Source organism: Roseomonas nitratireducens (assembly GCF_017813355.1).
Taxonomy (GTDB): domain Bacteria; phylum Pseudomonadota; class Alphaproteobacteria; order Acetobacterales; family Acetobacteraceae; genus Neoroseomonas; species Neoroseomonas nitratireducens.
In genome coordinates this window covers 61,753-79,330 of sequence record NZ_JAGIYZ010000014.1, presented here as the reverse complement: position 1 = coordinate 79,330, position 17,578 = coordinate 61,753, and the positions used below count along the sequence as shown (strand labels likewise).

Annotated in this window: 14 protein-coding genes; 11 read left to right on the top strand and 3 right to left on the bottom strand. The window is 70.9% G+C overall.

The window, feature by feature from the left end; translation table 11 throughout:
* Window positions 1-6 precede the first annotated feature (6 nt).
* Together J5Y09_RS15135 and J5Y09_RS15130 are read right to left on the bottom strand one after the other, a co-directional pair.
* Entirely contained in the window at window positions 7-987 is a 981-nt protein-coding gene (locus J5Y09_RS15135; protein ID WP_209352646.1) for a threonine ammonia-lyase, read from the bottom strand.
* Window positions 984-2,105: an NAD(P)/FAD-dependent oxidoreductase gene (locus J5Y09_RS15130; protein WP_209352645.1), complete on the bottom strand. Its 1,122-nt coding sequence runs from the start codon at window positions 2,103-2,105 to the stop codon at window positions 984-986. The genes J5Y09_RS15135 and J5Y09_RS15130 overlap by 4 nt, the downstream gene beginning before the upstream one ends.
* Before the next feature lie 168 nt (window positions 2,106-2,273).
* Between J5Y09_RS15130 and J5Y09_RS15125 the strand changes: the two genes are divergently transcribed.
* From J5Y09_RS15125 to J5Y09_RS15100, 6 genes are all read left to right on the top strand, one after another.
* The gene (locus tag J5Y09_RS15125) at window positions 2,274-3,635 is read left to right on the top strand and encodes an ABC transporter substrate-binding protein (protein ID WP_209352644.1); all 1,362 of its coding nucleotides are present in this window, start codon (window positions 2,274-2,276) and stop codon (window positions 3,633-3,635) included.
* Between the two features lie 77 nt (window positions 3,636-3,712).
* Complete coding sequence (locus tag J5Y09_RS15120) at window positions 3,713-4,654, top strand: carbohydrate ABC transporter permease (RefSeq protein WP_209352643.1); 942 nt, start codon at window positions 3,713-3,715, stop codon at window positions 4,652-4,654.
* On the top strand, window positions 4,654-5,550 hold the full coding sequence (locus tag J5Y09_RS15115) for a carbohydrate ABC transporter permease (RefSeq protein ID WP_209352642.1): 897 nt from the start codon (window positions 4,654-4,656) through the stop codon (window positions 5,548-5,550). The genes J5Y09_RS15120 and J5Y09_RS15115 overlap by 1 nt, the downstream gene beginning before the upstream one ends.
* 7 nt (window positions 5,551-5,557) lie before the next feature.
* Window positions 5,558-6,658: an ABC transporter ATP-binding protein gene (locus J5Y09_RS15110; RefSeq protein ID WP_209352641.1), complete on the top strand. Its 1,101-nt coding sequence runs from the start codon at window positions 5,558-5,560 to the stop codon at window positions 6,656-6,658.
* A 2-nt stretch (window positions 6,659-6,660) separates the two neighbouring features.
* Window positions 6,661-7,425 (top strand): SDR family oxidoreductase, encoded by a 765-nt coding sequence (locus J5Y09_RS15105; protein WP_209352640.1) that lies wholly within the window; start codon window positions 6,661-6,663, stop codon window positions 7,423-7,425.
* A 196-nt stretch (window positions 7,426-7,621) separates the two neighbouring features.
* Window positions 7,622-8,716, top strand: coding sequence for a malate/lactate/ureidoglycolate dehydrogenase (locus J5Y09_RS15100; RefSeq protein ID WP_209352639.1), 1,095 nt, complete (start codon window positions 7,622-7,624; stop codon window positions 8,714-8,716).
* A gap of 1 nt (window position 8,717) precedes the next feature.
* Here J5Y09_RS15100 and J5Y09_RS15095 read toward each other — a convergent pair whose 3' ends face one another.
* On the bottom strand, window positions 8,718-10,547 hold the full coding sequence (locus J5Y09_RS15095) for an ABC transporter ATP-binding protein/permease (protein ID WP_209352638.1): 1,830 nt from the start codon (window positions 10,545-10,547) through the stop codon (window positions 8,718-8,720).
* A 191-nt stretch (window positions 10,548-10,738) separates the two neighbouring features.
* Between J5Y09_RS15095 and J5Y09_RS15090 the strand changes: the two genes are divergently transcribed.
* The 5 genes from J5Y09_RS15090 (at window position 10,739) to J5Y09_RS15070 (ending at window position 17,552) form a co-directional block, all read left to right on the top strand.
* The gene (locus tag J5Y09_RS15090) at window positions 10,739-11,929 is read left to right on the top strand and encodes a hypothetical protein (protein ID WP_209352637.1); all 1,191 of its coding nucleotides are present in this window, start codon (window positions 10,739-10,741) and stop codon (window positions 11,927-11,929) included.
* Window positions 11,922-12,857, top strand: coding sequence for a DUF6384 family protein (locus J5Y09_RS15085; protein WP_209352636.1), 936 nt, complete (start codon window positions 11,922-11,924; stop codon window positions 12,855-12,857). The genes J5Y09_RS15090 and J5Y09_RS15085 overlap by 8 nt, the downstream gene beginning before the upstream one ends.
* Window positions 12,851-14,422 carry a coiled-coil domain-containing protein gene (locus J5Y09_RS15080; protein WP_209352635.1) on the top strand — a complete coding sequence of 524 codons (1,572 nt, stop codon included), beginning with the start codon at window positions 12,851-12,853 and terminating at the stop codon, window positions 14,420-14,422. Before J5Y09_RS15085 ends, J5Y09_RS15080 begins: the two co-directional genes overlap by 7 nt.
* 72 nt (window positions 14,423-14,494) lie before the next feature.
* Complete coding sequence (locus J5Y09_RS15075; RefSeq protein WP_209352634.1) at window positions 14,495-15,508, top strand: TAXI family TRAP transporter solute-binding subunit; 1,014 nt, start codon at window positions 14,495-14,497, stop codon at window positions 15,506-15,508.
* Between the two features lie 10 nt (window positions 15,509-15,518).
* Window positions 15,519-17,552, top strand: a complete 2,034-nt coding sequence (locus J5Y09_RS15070) for a TRAP transporter permease (protein ID WP_209352633.1) — start codon at window positions 15,519-15,521, stop codon at window positions 17,550-17,552.
* Window positions 17,553-17,578: the final 26 nt, after the last annotated feature.

Here is a 17,578-nt window from a genome sequence, read left to right as displayed (position 1 = left end):
GCCGGCTCAGGCCGCGAGCGCCCGGGCAAAGACGGCGGGATCGACGTTGCCGCCGCTGACGACGACGCCGACGACGCCGCCCTTCGCCGCAACCTTGCCTGCCAGCACCGCCGCCAGCGCGACGGCGCCGCCGGGCTCGGCGACGATCTTCAGGTGCTCGAAGGCGAAGCGCATGGCGCGGAACACCTCGGCTTCCGTCACCACGACGCCGCCGGCGAGATGCCGGTGGTTGATCGCGAAGGTCAGCGCGCCGGGCTGCTTCGAGAGCAGCGCGTCGCACAGCCCGCTGCCGGTCACGGTGTTCGGTACGCGTCGCCCGGCTTCGAGCGAGCGCTTGGTGTCGTCCCAGCCCTCGGGCTCGACGGCATAGACCTCGGCGCGCGGTGCGAGCGCTTCCAGCGCCAGCACGCAGCCCGCGGTCAGCCCGCCGCCGCCGGTGCAGACCGCGAAGGCGTCCGGCACCAGGCCGAGCGCGCCGGCATCCTCGAGCAGCTCGAGCGCGGCGGTGCCCTGGCCGGCGATGACGTCCGGATGGTCGAAGGGCGGGATGATGGTCGCGCTGCGCTCGGCGGCGAGCACGCCCGCCAGCGTGTCCCGGTCCACCCCATGGCGGTCGAAGGGCACGATCTCCGCGCCCCAGCGCCGCGTCGCCTCCACCTTGATGGCGGGCGCGTCGGCGGGCATGGCGATGGTCGCGCGCATCCCGAGCATGTGGGCGGCCGCGGCGCAGGCCTGGCCGTGATTGCCCGAGGAATGGGTGACGATGCCGCCGCGCCGCGCCTCGGGGTCCATCAGCAGCACGGCATTGGTCGCGCCGCGCAGCTTGAAGGAACCGGTGCGCTGCAGCGGTTCGGGCTTCACCAGCACCGTCGCACCCGTCACTTCGTCCAGGTGGCGGTGGCGCAGCAGGGGCGTGCGCACGATGCGCCCGGCCAGCCGCGCGGCGGCCGCGCGGACGTCGTCGAAGCTCGGCAGCGGCGCGCTCATGCCGCCTGCCTCCGGCTGAAGCGACGGGGATCGCAGAGCGGCACGGCACCGGCGAGGTCGCCCGGATCCTGCCCTGCCGCCAGCGCTGCCAGCAGCCGCCCGGCCGCGGGTGCGGTCTGCATGCCGTAGCCACCCTGGCCGACCATCCAGAAGAAGCCGCGCTCGACCCCTTCCCCGATCGCCAGGCCGCGGTCCGGCGTGAAGCTGCGCAGGCCGGCCCAGCGATGCTCGATGCGGCTGACCGGGATGTCGAGCGCCTGCTGCATGCGGTCCACCGCGACGGCGACGTCGAACTCGTCCGGCTGCGCGTCGCAGGGGTCGCTGTCCGTCTCGTCGGCCGGGCTGACCATGAGCTTGCGCCGCGCTTCCGCGCGCACGTACCAGGAATGGCCCGCATCGCCGAGCAGCGGCCAGTCGGCGCAGTCGTAGTCGCCCGGATCGACGATGCAGGCGGTGCGGCGCTTGGGTTGCAGGCCGATGGCGGGTTCGCCCGCGATGCGCGCGACCTCGTCGCCCCAGGCGCCGGCGGCGTTGACGATGACGGGGGCGGAGAAGACGTCGCCGGTCGCCGTTTCGGCATGCCAGGCGCCGTCCTTGCGCCAGATGCGCCCGGCGCGGCTGCGCAGCGCCAGCACGCCGCCCGCGCCGCGCGCCTGGCGCAGGAATCCCTGGTGCATGGCGGCGACGTCGATGTCGAAGCAATCCTCCTCGACTGCCGCGAGCGCTGCGTAGCCGGGGCGCAGCGCCGGCACCATGGCGCGGACCTGCTCGAGCGCGATCTCGCGCATGTCGTCGCCCTCGGCGATCATCTCCCGCAGATGGTCCACCTGGTCGGGCGGGGCGAGGTGGATGACGGGCCGCGGGCGCATCAGCGGCGCCTCGGCGAAGCCGGGCGGCGGGCTTTCGAAGAAGCGGCGCGACGCGGCCGTCAGGATGCGCGCATCCGGGCTGCCGTAGTTGCGGATCCAGATGGCGGCGGAGCGGCCGGTGGCGTGGTAGCCGGCGCTTTCCTCAGCTTCCAGCAGGGCGACCCGGCGCGTGGCGGAAAGATGCGCGGCGGCGGTGGCGCCGGCGATTCCGGCGCCGATGACGAGGGCATCGAAGGCGTGGTGGTCCATGGCCGGAGCGTGCTGCGGGCGCGCCCCGCACGCAAGCGCGAGGCGCATGCGCCGCCCGTTACGTTCTCCGGAGGTTGCCACGCGGGAATTTCCCTGACTAACCTTCCGGTTACCGACAAGCGGGCCCGGCACCGAGGCCCGCCCCGGGGAGAGAACGGAAGGGAAAGCATGTCCAAACACGGGATCACCCGGCGCAACGTGATGCGCAACGGGGCTGGCGTACTGGCGGCGACCGCGGTCGGTGCGCCCATGGTGCATGCGCAGGGGACGGGCGGAACGATCCGCTGCGGCTTCTGGGACCACTGGGTCCCGGCCGGCAACGGCATCCTGCGCGAGCTCTGCGCCGAATGGGGCCAGCGCAACCGCGTCGAGGTGAACATCGATTTCATCACCTCGGTCGGCAACCAGAACCTGCTGACCATCGCGGCGCAGGCGCAGTCGCGGTCGGGCCACGACCTGCTGTCCTTCCCGACCTGGGAGCCGGCGTCGAAGGCCGAGCTGCTCGAGCCGGTCGATGACGTGATGGGCCGACTGATCCAGAAGTACGGCGCGGTGACGCCGGCGGCCGAATACCTCGGCAAGATCCGCGGCAAGTGGGTCGCGATCCCTGCGGTTTCGGGCACGCAGATGAAGCCCGCCTGCGTGCGCTTCGACCTCATGCAGCAGCATGCCGGCATCGACATCCGCGCCATGTGGCCGGCCGAGAACCGCCAGGGCCCGGGTGCGGACACCTGGAACTGGAACACCTTCCTGACGGCTGCCGAGAAGTGCCACGCCGCCGGCTTCCCCTTCGGCATGCCGATGGGGTCCTTCACCGACGCGGTCGACACGGTCGGCGCCATCTTCGCCTCCTTCGGCGCCTTCATGATGGATGAGCGCGGCAACCCGACCGTGCGCGGCAACGCCAAGCTGCGCACGGCGGTGGAGTACATGGTCCGCCTGTCGCGCTTCCTGCCGAACGATGTCTGGGCCTGGGACGACGCGTCGAACAACCGCGCGCTGATCTCCGGCCGCTCGGCGCTGATCTTCAACCCGCCTTCCGCCTGGGCGGTGGCCAAGCGCGACGCGCCGCAGGTCTCGCAGAACTGCTGGACGGTGCCGATGCCCGCGGGGCCGGAGGGCCGCTTCGTGCCCTACCTGCCCTATTTCTGGGGCATCTGGTCGTTCAGCCGGCAGAAGCCGGCGGCGAAGGGGCTGCTGGAATTCCTTTCGGAGCGCCCGCAGGCCGAACGCCAGACCACCACGTCGAACGGCTACGACATCCCGCCCTTCGCGAGCATGTCGGACTTCTCGATCTGGGCGACGGAAGGCCCGCCGACCGGCACGGTGTTCAACTACCCGCTGAAGGCGCACCACAACGCGCGCACCAGCGTCGCGATGGCGCCCGCGCCGGCGGAATTCGCGGTGCAGGCCTATACGCAGGCGCTGAACACCAAGGTGGTCGCGCGCGTGGTGCAGGGCGGCGAGACGATCGACCAGGCGCTGACCTGGCTCGAGCGCGAGTTGACCAACATCCGCCGCGGCGGCTGACGCCAAGGCCAAGACCCGGTTGCGGGCGGGTGGCCGAAGGCTGCCCGCCCAGGCCGGCATAACCGGGGGAGAGACGGATGGCAGCCGACGGCAGCCTTGCCATGAATGGCGGCACGGGCATGAGGTCCGGCCGCGCGAACAGCATGCAGCGCTTCGCGCGTCGCCGCTCGACCATAGCCTTCGTGATGACGCTGCCCTTGCTGGCCATCATCGTCGGCCTGGTCGCCTATCCGGCGGCCTACGCGATCTATCTCTCCACCCTCAACCGGCGCATGACGGAATTCGCCGGCACGCTGAACTTCGAACTGCTGTTCGAAAGCGACACCTTCTGGGCGGTCGCGTTCCAGTCCTGCTTCTTCGCCATCACCGCCGTGCTGCTGAAGGCGCTGCTGGGCTTCTGGCTGGCGCACATGCTGCACCACATCCCCGACAAGGGGCAGCGCAAGTGGCGCGGCATGCTGCTGGTCCCCTGGGTCATCCCGCCGGCGCTGTCCACGCTCGGCTGGTGGTGGATGTTCGATCCCTCCTATTCCTCGATCAACTGGCTGCTCGCGATCGTGTCGGTGCCCGAGGTGCCGTGGCTCGGCCACCATTGGTGGGCGCGCATCGCGATCATCATGGTGAACGTGTGGATCGGCGCGCCCTTCTTCATGATCATGTACCTGGCCGCGCTCAAGAGCGTGCCGGAACAGCTCTATGAAGCCGCCGCGATCGACGGCGCCTCGTCCTGGCAGAGGCTGCGCTACGTGACGTTGCCGATGATGGCGAACATCATCTCGATCACCGTGCTGTTCAGCCTGATCGTCACCTTCGCGAACTACGACATCGTCCGCGTGCTGACCAATGGCGGGCCGCGCGACCTGACGCATGTCTTCGCCTCCTACGCCTTCCAGGTGGGCATCCTGTCGGGGAACATCCCGCGCGGGGCGGCGGTGTCGCTCTTCATGTTCCCGATCCTCGCGATCTGCGCCTTCTTCGTGCTGCGCAGCGTCACCCGGCGCAACAAGGAGCAGATGTGATGTCGGCGACGGCCGCGAACCGGGACGCGCCCGGCATCTACCACAAGGCAGGCAGCCTGCGCGCCGAGCGGCGCTGGGCTCTCTGGACCGCCTATGCGTCGCTCGGCGTCGCCGCGATCATCTTCCTCGCGCCGCCCTTCTACATGCTGATCACCAGCCTGAAGACGAGCGGCGAGATCGCCAACATGACCGGTAATCCGTGGCTCGTGCGCGATCCGACGCTCGAGAACTACGAGGCGATCGTCTTCAACCCGATGTTCCAGCGCTTCATGCTGAACAGCATCATCATCACCGCGTCCGTCGTGGCGCTGACGATGGTGATCTCGATCCTCGCCGCCTTCGCACTGGCGCGGATGCGCTTCTGGGGCAGCCAGGTGCTGGCGACCGGCGTGTTCCTCACCTACCTCGTGCCGGACACGCTGCTGTTCATCCCGCTGTACCAGATCGTGGGCGGGCTCGGCCTGCTCAACTCCATCTGGGGGCTCATCCTCGTCTATCCGACGCTGACGGTGCCCTTCTGCACCTGGATCATGATCGGCTACTTCGCCTCCATCCCGAAGGAACTGGACGAGGCGGCGCTGATCGACGGCGCGTCGTGGCCGCAGATGCTGATCAAGATCTTCATCCCCGTCGCCCTGCCGGGGATCATCGCGGCGACGATCTTCGCCTTCACCGTCTCCTGGGCCGCCTTCGTCTACCCGACGGCCTTCGTCACCACGCCGGACCAGATGCCGCTGACGATCGGCGTCGTCAGCCAGCTGGTCCGCGCCGACACCTTCGCCTGGGGCCAGATCATGGCTGGCGCGCTGATGGCAGCGCTTCCGCCGGTGGTGATCTACGCCTTCCTCATGGACTACTACATCGCCGGGCTGACCGCCGGCGCGACGAAAGGCTGAACGCACGATGGCTCAGGTTTCGCTTCGCAAGATCGTCAAGGCCTATGAAGGCGGCGTCCAGGCGGTCAAGGGCATCGACCTCGAGATCGCGGACCACGAGTTCGTCGTGCTCGTCGGACCGTCCGGCTGCGGCAAGTCCACCACGCTGCGCATGATCGCGGGGCTGGAGGAGATCACGGGCGGGGAGATCGCGATCGGCGGCACGGTGGTGAACGACATCCCCCCGCGCGACCGCGACATCGCCATGGTGTTCCAGAACTACGCGCTCTATCCGCACATGAGCGTCTACGAGAACATGGCCTTCGGCCTGACGCTGCGGAAGTTCCCCAAGGCCGAGATCGACAAGCGGGTGAAGGAAGCCGCGCGCATCCTCGACATCACCCCGCTGCTGGAACGCAAGCCGAAGGCGCTTTCGGGCGGCCAGCGCCAGCGCGTCGCGATGGGCCGCGCCATCGTGCGCGACCCGAAGGTGTTCCTGTTCGACGAGCCGCTGTCGAACCTCGACGCCAAGCTGCGCGTGCAGATGCGCACCGAGATCAAGAAGGTGCACCAGACGGTCCGCACCACCACCGTCTACGTCACGCATGACCAGGTGGAGGCGATGACGCTCGCGGACCGGGTCGTGGTGATGAACCACGGCATCATCGAGCAGGTCGGCCCGCCGCAGGAGCTCTACCACCACCCGGCGACGAAGTTCGTCGCCGGCTTCATCGGCAGCCCGGCGATGAACTTCCTGCCCGCGCGGCTCGAAGAATCCTCCGGCGGGCTGAATGTCGTCATCGCCGGCGGAGCGTCCCTGCCGGTGCCGCCCGCCCGCGTCGACCGCTATCGCTCCTATGCGGGCAAGCAGGTCCTGTTCGGGATCCGTCCCGAACACCTCACCGACGACAAGACGACGGACAAGCACAATCTCGAGCCGCTCAGCCTGACGCCCGAGGTCATCGAGCCGATGGGCATGGAGACGCTCGCGCACTTCAAGCTCGAGGGCACCGAGATCTCCGCGCGCCTGGACCCGTCCACCCCGGCCGAGGTCGGCAAGCCACTCGCCCTGCTCGCGCATATGGGGCAGATGCACCTCATCGACCCCGCCACGGACAAGGTGATCTGACCATGCAGCGTCTGTCGGGCAAGACCGCCTGGGTCACCGGCGCTGGCACCGGGATCGGCCGCGCCGTCGCCATCGCCTTCGCCGCCGAAGGGGCAAAGGTCGCGCTGACCGGCCGCCGCACGGCGCCGCTCGAGGAGACGGCGGCGATGCTACCCGCCGGCAGCGCCCTTGTCGTCCCCGCCGACCTGACCGACGCGGCGCAGGTCGAGGCCGCGGCGAAGCGCGTCGCGGGCGAACTCGGCGGCCCGGACATCCTCGTCAACAATGCGGGCGTGAACCTGCCGCGCCGCTACCTGCACCAGCTGAACCCGGAGAGCATCCGCGCGCTGGTGGACGGCAACCTGACGGCGCCCTTCCTCACCTCGGTCGCCGCGCTGCCGGCGATGAAGGCGCGCGGCGGCGGGCTGATCATCCAGATCGCCTCCATGGCGGGCAAGCGCATCTCCTTCCTGTCGGGGCCCGGCTACACCGCGGCGAAGCACGGCTTCGTGGCGCTCTCCCAGGCCATCAACCAGGAGAACGGCATCCACAACATCCGTTCGACCTGCATCTGCCCGGGCGAGGTGGACACGCCGATCCTGCGCAACCGCCCCGTCCCCGTGCCGGACGAGGAACTGAAGCGCCTGCTGAAGCCCGAGGACATCGCCGCCATGGCGCTGTTCGTCGCGACGATGCCGGCGCATGTCTGCATCTCGGAAATGCTGGTGACGCCGACCTGGATGCGGTCGCTGGCGCCGGAGGCGCAGCGCATCGCCGGCATGCCGTAGGGCCATACCCGACCGGATGGATCCATCCGGTCGGAGGCCTCGCGCCACAAAGTACAGGGTCCGTAACGGCTTAGCTCCGCTCGGCGGAATCGCGAAGCGGTTGCGGCCGCCCAGCCGCCGCGGCCGATGCGCGCGCCCCGCCTGGACCGCCTGCCGCATCGGGGCCACTCTCCGCGGCCAGGAGGAAACGCCGACCATGGACCAACTGCCCGCGGACACGCTCCGCATTCCCGTCGAGGCCCTGACCGCCCTCGTGCGCGACGTCTTCGTCGCCGCGGGCTGCGACACCGCGGAATCGAACCGCATCGCGACGCATCTCGTCGGCGCCAACCTGGCCGGCCACGACAGCCACGGCGTGGTGCGCGTGCCGCGCTACGTCGAATGGCTCGAGGCCGGCTTCGTCGTGAAGGGCCAGGATGCCGAGATCGTCACCGATGGCGGCGCCTTCGCGCTGCTCGACGGCAAGTGGGGCTTCGGCCAGACCGTCGCGCCGCAGGCCGTCGCTCTTGGCATCGCGCGCGCGCAGCAGCACGGCGTCGCTGTCACCGCGCTGCGCAACGCGGGCCACATCGGCCGCGTGGGCGACTACGCGGAACAGGCGATCGCCGCGGGCCTGATCTCCATCCACTTCGTCAACGTCGCGGGCAGCGTGCTCGTCGCCCCCTTCGGCGGCGTGGAGCGGCGCTTCTCGACCAATCCCGTCGCGATCGGCGTGCCGCTGCCCGGCCGGCCGCTCGTGCTCGACTTCGCCACCTCGCTGGTCGCGGAAGGCAAGGTGCTGGTCGCCTCCTCGGGCGGAAAGAAGCTGCCGGAGGGCGCGCTGATCGAGCCCGACGGGCGGCTCTCGACCGACCCGCACACGCTCTACGGCCCCTATGACGCGGTCGGCCCGCGCAACCCGTCGAACGGCCTCGGCGCGATCCGCGCCTTCGGGGAACACAAGGGCTCGGGCCTTGCCTTCATGTGCGAGATGCTGGCCGGCTGCCTGACCGCCGGCGGCACCAGCGGGCCGATCAACGAGCGCGGGCGGATTGCCAACGGGCTGCTCTCGATCTTCCTCTCGCCGAAGCATTTCGGCACCCAGGCGGAATTCGAGCGCATGGGCCTCGTCTATGCCGACTGGATCTCCGCCTGCCGCCCGGCCGATGCGGCCGCGCCGGTCCTGCTGCCCGGCGAGCCCGAGGCGCAGCGCCGCGTCGACCGCACCGCGCATGGCGTGCCGTTGCCGCAGGAGACCTGGTCGAACATCCTCGCGACCGCGACGCGGCTCGGGGTGAAGAGCCCGCTCTGAGCTAACGCCCGTCGCGGTGCCCGTAGCCGCCGCGCAGCCAGTCCACCACGGGCAGCGGGCGGCGGCGCGGCTGCGCGGCGGCCTCGCGGCGCGCGCGGATCTCACGCAGCAGCACTTCGCCATCCGGGCGGCGTGTCAGCGTCAGGCGCCGCGTGAAGCGGTCCGCCGCGCCGGGATGCCGCCCCATCACCAGCAGCCCGGCCTGCGGCAATTCGCGCGCCAGCAGGTCGATCATCGCATCCGCATCGGACGCCTCCAGCGCCGTCGTCGTGTCGCCGAGCAGGATCCAGCGCGGCCGGTGCAGCAGGATCCGTGCGAAGGCGATGCGCTGCAGCTCCGCGATGCCGAGGTCACGGTCCCAGTCGCGCGCCTCGTCCATCCGTTCCGACAGAGAATCGAGTCCCGTCGCGGCGAGCGCGCGCATCACCGCCTCGGTCGGGTGCGCCGCCGCCGCCTCGGGGAAGACGAGCGCTTCGTGCAGCGGCCCTTCGGGCAGGTGCGGGCGCTCCCCGATCGTCGTCACACCGTCGTCCGGCGGCAGGTCGACGATTCCCTGGCCCCAGGGCCAGATGCCCGCCAGCACGCGGAACAGCGCCTGCGCCGCCTCGTTGTCGCCATCCACCAGCGCCCTTTCGCCCGGCGTCAGCTCCAGCGTGATGTCGGACAGCAGCGCCGTGCCGTCGGGCGTCGCGACGCAGAGGCCGCGTGCGCCGATGCGCCCCTCGCTGCGGTCGAGCACAATCGCATCCGGGCCCACGCGCGCCGCCTCGGCCGCGACGATGCGCACCCCTTCCTCGAGCGCGAGCACGCGCTCGACCGAGGCGCGCCATTCGGCGATCCGGGCGAGGTTATCGACCGGCCAGGACAGCGCGGCCGTCACCTGCTGGAAGGCCTGCGCCGTCTGCATCAGCGTGCCGAGCGAGATGGTCCCCGCGATGTAGCGCGGCGTCGCGACCAGGATGGGAAAGACCGGGGCAAGGGTCAGGTAGCCCGCCGAGAAGCCCGTCAGGCGGGACAGGCCCTGGGTCTGCGCCGCCCAGGCCGGCCCGATGGCGTCGAACAGCGCGCCGAGCCGTGTCCTCTCCCGCCCTTCCCCGCGGGCCAGCGCGATGGGCTCGGCAGTCTCCCGCGCGCGGACCAGGCCGAAGCGGAAATCGGCCTCCCGCGTCTGGCGAAGGTCGGTCGCGCGAACCAAGGGCCGGCCGAGCAGGAAGGCGACCACCGAGCCGATGCCCGCATAGGCGACCGACAGCGCGACCATGTGCCCCGGCATGTCGAGGCCAAGCACGGAGATCCGGCCTGACAGGCTCCAGAGCAGGCCGATGAAGGTTCCGAGCAGCAGCGTCGCGTAGAGCAGCGAATGGGCGAGGTCGACCGCGTGCTCCGTCGCGATGCGGATGTCCTCGGCGATCCGCCCGTCCGGATTGTCGTGGTCGCCGGGGATCTGCGCGACCTGGTAGTGCCGCGCCTCCTCCATCCAGTCACCGACCACGCGGCGCGTCAGCCAGTCCCGCCAGGCGAGGCAAAGGTGCCGCCGCGCGACCATGTGGAAGGCATTGGCGAGGACGGCCGTGCCGACGATGGCCGCGAAGATGCCGATCTGCGTCAGGAAGCGGTCCATCGAGCGCCGTTCGAGCGCATCGAAGAAATCCGCGTTCCACAGGTTGAGCCGGATCGCGAGCCCAACCTGCGCCGCCCCCAGCAGCGCCATGGCGAGCGTCCAGAAGCGGGCGCGCCAGCGCTGCCGCCCGGCCAGCCAGAAGGGCCCCGCGAGGCGGAGGAAGTCGCGGAAGAAGCGGCTCTCATGGCCGGGCGCGGCGTTGTCGGTCATGCGTCCCTTCGGCGCGGGTCGTGCATGGCACCTCCGGGGCGAGAGTGCCGCGCCGGAGCCGGCCTTCCAAGCCCGGCGCGCATGGCGGCCCGATGACGGTCCCGCCGTGCCAGGGGCGAGATGACCGGCTGACTCCCGCCCGCCGCCCGCGCTATGACTGCGCCGCGACCCACGCCAGGAGACCGGACAGGATGAGCGAGACCACCCTCACCGTGCAGCCGATGCGCTACCTCGACAAGGCGATGGGCGCGCTGCGCGACCTCGGCCTGCCGATGCCGACCGCATCGGCCGAGGAATCGCCGATCACCGGGCTGCTGTCCAAGATCATGGAGGTGGATGCCGACCGCGTCACCCTGATCGCCCGCGTGCTCAACCAGGCCTCCACCTTCAACGAGGTGGTCCGCGAGCAGATCAAGGCGATGGAGGTCGGCCAGCGCTACGAGACGATCACCACCGCCTTCAACTCCATCCGCGACGACGCCCGCGGCATGGTCGCGCAGATGGAGGACGGCAAGATCTCCACGATGGAGCGCCTGTCCAACATCTGGCAGAAGGCGACGCGCGGCGACATCGCTTCCCGCTTCAACAAGATCCGCGACACCTACCTGGAAGTGTCGAAGGACACGAAGGAGAACATCGACCGCGAGCACGCGATCCTGGAAGCCTATCGCGACTTCCGCGGCGCGCTGAAGCAGGGCGAGGTCCTGGCGCTCGAGGTGCTGAAGTCGGCCGAAGGGCGGCTCGCCGCCGCCAAGGCCGCGACCGACGCCGCCGTGAAGGCTGCCGAGGCCGCCGCGGCCGCCGAGCCGGCCGAGCGCGCGCGGCTGGAACTGGCCCGCGACGAGGCGCTGCGCCACCTGCAGGCCGAGGACGGCAAGTACCAGATCGCCAAGGACCTCGCGGACAACCTGACCGTCTCCTACAACACGTCGGAAGTGATCATGGCGCGTCTCGTCCAGATCACCACGGCGAAGGAACGCGTCTACAAGCAATCCGTCTCCTTCTTCTCGACCAACGAGGCGGTGCTGACGGCGCTCACGGCCTCCTTCACCGGCATGCACGGGCTGCACGAGAGCACCCGCACGCTGGAAGGCATGAAGGCCGGCGTGAACCAGTCGCTGGAAGTGCTGGCCGAGATCGGCGGCAAGGTGCAGGAAGCCGCGCTGCGCGCCGGCTACGGCCCGACCATCCAGGCGGATGCGGTGAAGAAGCTGGTGGAGTCGGTGGTGAACTACCAGGAACGCTCGATCGAGATCATCGACGAGATGCGCACCGCCGCGACCCAGAACAGCGACGAGATCCGCCGTTCGGTCGAGGAAGCGAAGCAGCGCATGGCGCGGCTCGCCAACCGCGCCAGCGCGGTCGCCGGCGCAAATGCCTGATACGACGGCGCGGGCGCCCGCGCTCGACGAGACCATGCTGGCGATGGACGTGGTGGACACGATCCGCCACGCCGATCGCCTGGTGGAGCGGGAACTGGGCGGCACCGACCGCCAGGCCCGGCTGCGCGAGCGCCTGCGCGAGATCTACGCCAGCCAGGGGATCGAGGTCGCGGACCATGTCCTCGACCAGGGCATCGCCGCGCTGGAGGAAAAGCGCTTCGCCTACACGCCCAAGGGGGAAGGCTGGCAGCGCAGCCTCGCCACCGCCTGGGCGACGCGCGCCCGCTGGGGGCGCCTCGCGCTCGCGGGCATCGGCTTGCTGGTGGTGGGCCTCGGCGCCTACTGGTTCACTGTCGTGGCGCCGCGCCAGCGCGAAGCGGCCGCGATCGCGCGCGAATTGCAGCAGGACCTGCCGCGCGCGCTGCGCGCCGAGCATGACCGCGTGGTGGCCGGCACGCAGGAACCCGGGCCGCGTGCCGAAGCCGCGCGCCTGCTGGCCGAGGGCGAAGCCGCGGCCCGCGCCGGAAGCCTTGCCGACGCACGCGCCCGCCGCCAGGCGCTGGCCGACCTGACCGCGCGGCTCGCCGCAGCCTACACCGTGCGCATCGTGAACCGGCCGGGCGAGCCTTCCGCCGTCTGGCGCGTGCCGGCGGCGAACCCGCGCGCGCGCAACTACTACCTGGTGGTCGAGGCGGTGGACCGCGACGGTCGCCCCGTGCAGGTGCCGGTCACGAGCGAGGAGGATGGCCGCGTCGCGCGCGTCTCCCGCTGGGGGCAGCGCGTGCCGGAAGCCGAGTTCGAACGCGTCCGTCGCGACAAGCTCGCCGACGGCATCATCGACCAGCCGGTGATCGGCGAGAAGGCGGCCGGCACCATGGACACGCGCTGGACCATCCAGACGAGCGGGGGGGCGATCCTGTCATGGTGAACGGCGTCGCCGTCCTGCAGGAGATGGATGCGCGCCTCGCGGATGCGCAGCGCGAGGCCTCCGCCGCGCAGGGGGAGGCCGATCGGCTCGCCGCGCGGCGCGAAGGGCTGCGCGCGGAGGAAGCGGCGGCGCTGCGCGAGCTGGCGCGGCTGCGCCTTACTGAGCTGCAGGACGGGAAGGCGGCGCTCGACGCGCTCGATTCCGCCGGCGCCCAGGTGCGCGAGAGCCTCGCGCGCCGCGCGGTGGAACTCGACGCCGCGCAGAAGGCGGTGCTCGACGCGCGCGACGCGCTGCTCGCGGCCGAGGCAAAGCGGGATGCCGAGGCGTCGCGCCATCGCGCGGCGCAGGAAGCGGAAGCGGCGGCGCTGCGCGAAGCCGATGCGCGCGCCGCGCAGGATGCGGAGTTCCAGCGCCTGTCGGCGACGGCGGAGGAAGCGGAGCGTATCGCCCAGCATGCCGAGCAGAAGGTCGGCTTCGCAACGCGCGACTTCGAGGAGAAGGGCCGGCCCTACCGCGCCGATCCGCTCTTCGCCTATCTGTGGGACCGCGGCTACGGCACGTCGCGCTACCGCGCCTTTCCGCTCGCGCGCATGATCGACGACTGGGTGGCGCGGCTGATCGGCTTCGAGCCGGCGCGCGCGGCCTATCAGCTGCTGTCCGAACTGCCCGGCCACATGCAGTCCCACGCCGCGCGGATGCGCGCGGATGCGGATGCGGCGGTGCGCGCGATGATGGAACGGCGCCGCGCCCTCGCCGGCCTGCCGGCCGAGGCGGGCCGCCCTTCGGCCGAGGCGATGGATGCCGCCGAGGATGCGGTGGAAGCGGCGCAGGCCGCGCTGGCCGAGGCCGAGCGCCGCCGCGCCGCCGTGGCGTCCGGAGAGGATGCAGCATCGCAGCAGGCGATGCGCGCGCTGGAGGCCGCGATCGGCGAACGCTCACTCCGCGCCCTGCGGGACGAGGCTGCGCGCACCCCGACGCGGGAGGATGACGCGATCGTCGCGCGGCTCGAGATCGCGGCGGCCGAGCGCGCGCAGGTGGAGCGCGCGCTGACCGAGGCGCAGGCGCAGGCCGGCACGGCGCGTGCCCGGCTGCAGGAGATGCAGGCACTGCGGCACGAGATGCGCGGCCGCGGCGTGGAGCGCAGCGAATGGGGCTTCGCCTCCGGTGCCATGGTCGGCGTGCTGATCGGGGAGGTGCTGCGCGGCGCGCTCTCCCGCGACGGGTTCTGGGACCGGATGGAGCGCCAGCGCGCGCCGGGCGGTGGGTCCTGGGGCGGTACGGGCACGTCGCAGCCGGGCCCGTGGAACAAGCCGATGCCCGGACCCTGGGGCAAGTCCGCGCCCGGGCCATGGGGCGGTGGCGGCGGGTTCGAGGACGACGCGGCGCCCTATTGGGGCCGGCCCGGCAAGCAGCCGCGCGGCGGCGGCGGGAAGGGCGGCAGCGACTGGGGCGGCGGATCGAGCGGCGGATCGTCGGGCGGCAGCTGGGGTGACTCCGGCGGCGGCTTCTCGACCGGTGGGCGCAGCGACAGCGGCGGGGGCTTCCGCACCGGCGGATCGGTCTGATCTTTCCCGGGGTTGCGCACCCGTCGAACCGGTCTAGGCTTTGACGCGACGCATCACCGGGGGAGACGCGCCATGACATTCCGCCGCAGCATCCTGGCCGCCGCGACCGCGGCCGCGCTGGCCCTTCCGGGCGCCGCATCGGCGCAGGCGCCGACCTTCTTCCGCATCGGCACCGGCAGCGCGGGCGGCACCTACTATCCGATCGGCGGCATCATCGCGAACGCCCTGTCCTGCCCGCCGGGCGCTGCGTGCAACACGGCCGGCGCGACCGACGGCATCCCCGGCATGGTGGCCGTCGCGCAGGCGACGCAGGGCAGCGTGCAGAACGTCGCGCTCGTGCATTCGGGCAATTCCGAGAGCGGCTTCACGCAATCGGACGTGGCGCACTGGGCCTACACCGCGACGGGCCTGTTCCAGGGCCGGCCCGCGCAGAACCGCATCCGCTTCGTCGGGCACCTGTTCCCCGAGCACATCCACGCCGCGGTCCGCCGCGACAGCCCGATCCGCAGCTTCAACGACCTGCGCGGCCGGCGCATCGCGGTGGGGCTGCAGGCGTCCGGCGCGCGCATCGGCTCTGAACTCATCCTGTCGGCCTACGGCTTCCAACCGGGCCGCGACTACACCGCGGAATACCTGAACCAGGCGCAGGGTGCGGAGCGCATGCAGGACCGCGCGCTGGATGCGACTCTGACCGTCGTGGGCTTCCCCGCCGCTGGCTTCACCGAATTCTGTAGCCGCACCGGCTGCCGCTTCCTGCCGGTGACCGACAGCGAGGCCGAGCGCGTGATCGAGCGCGCGCCGTTCTACGGCCGCGGCGTCATTCCCCGCACCGCGTATGAGGGCCTGACGGAGGACGTGCCGACGCTGACCGTCGGCGCGGTGCTGGTCGTCCGCGACAGCCTGCCGGACGACCTCGTGTACAACATCGCCCGCGCGCTCTGGTCCGAGACGACGCGCGGCCTGCTCGAGCGCGGCCATGCGAAGGGCCGCGAGATCGTGCGGGAGAACGCGTTGTCCGGCCGCGGCGTGGTGCCCTTCCATCCTGGCGCCGAGCGGTTCTACCGCGAAGCCGGCCTGATCCGCTGAGCCGCATCGCATGACAACGGGGTTGCCGCCCGCCGCGAAGGTCGACATCGCGCGGGCGGAGGAGCTTGAGCGCCAGTTCGACTCCGAGATGCGCTTCCGGGAACTGACGGGCTTCGCCGCCCGTGCCATTCCCTTCCTGCTCGTCTCGCTGTCGGTGTTCCACTACTACACCGCCGGCTTCGGCATCCTGACCGAGCATTGGCACAAGGCGATCCACCTGTCGGCCGTGCTCGGGCTGATCTTCCTGATGTTCCCGGCGACGCGGCGCCGCCTGCCCGGCCCGACCTTCGGCGGCGTGCCCTGGTTCGACTGGCTGCTCGCCGCGGCGATGGTCGCGGCGACCATGTACCTGCCGCTGGTCTTCGAGGAACTGACCTTCCGCATCGGCATGCCCGACACGACCGACATCGTGATGGGCACGCTGATGCTGATCCTCACGCTCGAGACGGCGCGGCGCTCGATGGGCTGGGCGCTGCCCATCATCGTGCTGATCTGCGTCGCCTACGGGCTGTGGGGCAACCACATCCCCGGCGTGCTGGCCCATCCCGGCTCGAGCTGGGAAGGCTTCATCAGCCATGTGTACCTAACGCAGGAAGGCATCTTCGGCATTCCGGTCATGGTCGTGGCGACATACGTCTTCCACTTCGTGCTGTTCGGCGTGCTGGCGACGCGGATGGGCCTCGGCCAGTTCTTCATCGACATGGCGTCCATCGCGGCGGGCCGCTTCGCCGGCGGGCCCGCCAAGGTCGCGGTCTTCGGCTCGGCGCTGTTCGGCATGATCAGCGGCTCGGCCATCGCCAACACCGTCACCGTCGGCACGCTGACCATCCCGGCGATGAAGCGCGTGGGCTACCGGCCGCAATTCGCCGCGGCGGTGGAAGCGGCGGCGAGCGCCGGCGGGCAGATCACCCCGCCCATCATGGGGGCCGCGGCCTTCGTGATGATCGAGTTCCTCAACATCCCGCTGACGACGCTGCTGATCGCCGCCGCCGTGCCGGCCTTCATGCATTTCTGGGGCGTCTTCGTGCAGGTGCATTTCGAGGCCAAGAAGTTCGGCCTGAAGGGCCTGCCGGAGGACGAGATCCCCCGCTTCTGGCCGACGCTGCGCAATGGCTGGCCGACGACGATCCCGCTCGTGCTGCTGCTGGGCGCCATCATCGACGGCACCACGCCCTATCTCGCGGCCTTCTATGCCATCACCGCCTGCATCGTGGTCGGCTTCCTCAACCCGCGGCACCGGCTGACGGTGAAGGATCTGTGGGACTCCTTCGACATCGGCGCGCGCTACGCGATCGCGGTCGGCTCGGCCGCCGCGGCGGTCGGCGTCGTCGTCGGCGTCATCACGCTGACGGGCGCGGGCTTCCGCATTTCCTTCATGGTGACGCAGGCGGCGGCCTCGACCGTCGCTGCGCTCGAGCCGGTGCTGGCCTTCCTGCCCTCGAGCATCGTGGATGCGCAGTCGCTCGCCCTGTTCATGACGCTGCTCTTCGTCGCGCTGGTCTGCATCGCGATGGGCACGGGCATCCCGACCACGGCGCTTTACATCGTGCTGGCGGCAATCGCCGCGCCCGCGGTCGTGCAGCTCGGCGTGCCGCCGCTCGCGGCGCATCTCTTCATCCTGTACTACGGCGTGCTCGCCGACCTGACGCCGCCGGTCTGCATCGCAGCCTATGCGGCGGCCGGGATCGCCGGGGCGGATCCGTTCAAGACCGGCAACACGGCGTTCCGGCTGGGCCTTGCGAAGGCGACGGTGCCCTTCGTCTTCGCCTATTCGCCGGTCATGCTCATCATGGTGGACAACTTCAACTTCGGCGACTTCCTGTTCACCACGGTGACCTGCGCGATCGGCGTGCTCGTCCTGGGCATCGGCACGACGGGCTATGCCTTCACCCATATGGGCCGGGGCAGCCAGGCGCTGCTCGTGCTCGCGGCGCTGTTGATGATCTCACCCAACGGGCCGCTGACCATCGCGGGCTTCTCGCTGGCGGCGCCGCTGCTGGCGCTGAACTGGATGCGATCGCGCGCGGCGCCGGCGCCCGCCTAGAGCAATATCCGATCAGCCGGAATCGG

What these genes read in the sequence shown, in the direction of transcription:
- J5Y09_RS15070 (WP_209352633.1), top strand. Translation starts at nt 15,519, where the DNA reads ATGACAACGGGGTTGCCGCCCGCCGCGAAGGTCGACATCGCGCGGGCG.
- J5Y09_RS15120 (WP_209352643.1), top strand. Translation starts at nt 3,713, where the DNA reads ATGGCAGCCGACGGCAGCCTTGCCATGAATGGCGGCACGGGCATGAGG.
- J5Y09_RS15100 (WP_209352639.1), top strand. Translation starts at nt 7,622, where the DNA reads ATGGACCAACTGCCCGCGGACACGCTCCGCATTCCCGTCGAGGCCCTG.
- J5Y09_RS15095 (WP_209352638.1), bottom strand. Translation starts at nt 10,547, where the DNA reads ATGACCGACAACGCCGCGCCCGGCCATGAGAGCCGCTTCTTCCGCGAC.
- J5Y09_RS15080 (WP_209352635.1), top strand. Translation starts at nt 12,851, where the DNA reads ATGGTGAACGGCGTCGCCGTCCTGCAGGAGATGGATGCGCGCCTCGCG.
- J5Y09_RS15130 (WP_209352645.1), bottom strand. Translation starts at nt 2,105, where the DNA reads ATGGACCACCACGCCTTCGATGCCCTCGTCATCGGCGCCGGAATCGCC.
- J5Y09_RS15125 (WP_209352644.1), top strand. Translation starts at nt 2,274, where the DNA reads ATGTCCAAACACGGGATCACCCGGCGCAACGTGATGCGCAACGGGGCT.
- J5Y09_RS15105 (WP_209352640.1), top strand. Translation starts at nt 6,661, where the DNA reads ATGCAGCGTCTGTCGGGCAAGACCGCCTGGGTCACCGGCGCTGGCACC.
- J5Y09_RS15135 (WP_209352646.1), bottom strand. Translation starts at nt 987, where the DNA reads ATGAGCGCGCCGCTGCCGAGCTTCGACGACGTCCGCGCGGCCGCCGCG.
- J5Y09_RS15110 (WP_209352641.1), top strand. Translation starts at nt 5,558, where the DNA reads ATGGCTCAGGTTTCGCTTCGCAAGATCGTCAAGGCCTATGAAGGCGGC.
- J5Y09_RS15115 (WP_209352642.1), top strand. Translation starts at nt 4,654, where the DNA reads ATGTCGGCGACGGCCGCGAACCGGGACGCGCCCGGCATCTACCACAAG.
- J5Y09_RS15085 (WP_209352636.1), top strand. Translation starts at nt 11,922, where the DNA reads ATGCCTGATACGACGGCGCGGGCGCCCGCGCTCGACGAGACCATGCTG.
- J5Y09_RS15075 (WP_209352634.1), top strand. Translation starts at nt 14,495, where the DNA reads ATGACATTCCGCCGCAGCATCCTGGCCGCCGCGACCGCGGCCGCGCTG.
- J5Y09_RS15090 (WP_209352637.1), top strand. Translation starts at nt 10,739, where the DNA reads ATGAGCGAGACCACCCTCACCGTGCAGCCGATGCGCTACCTCGACAAG.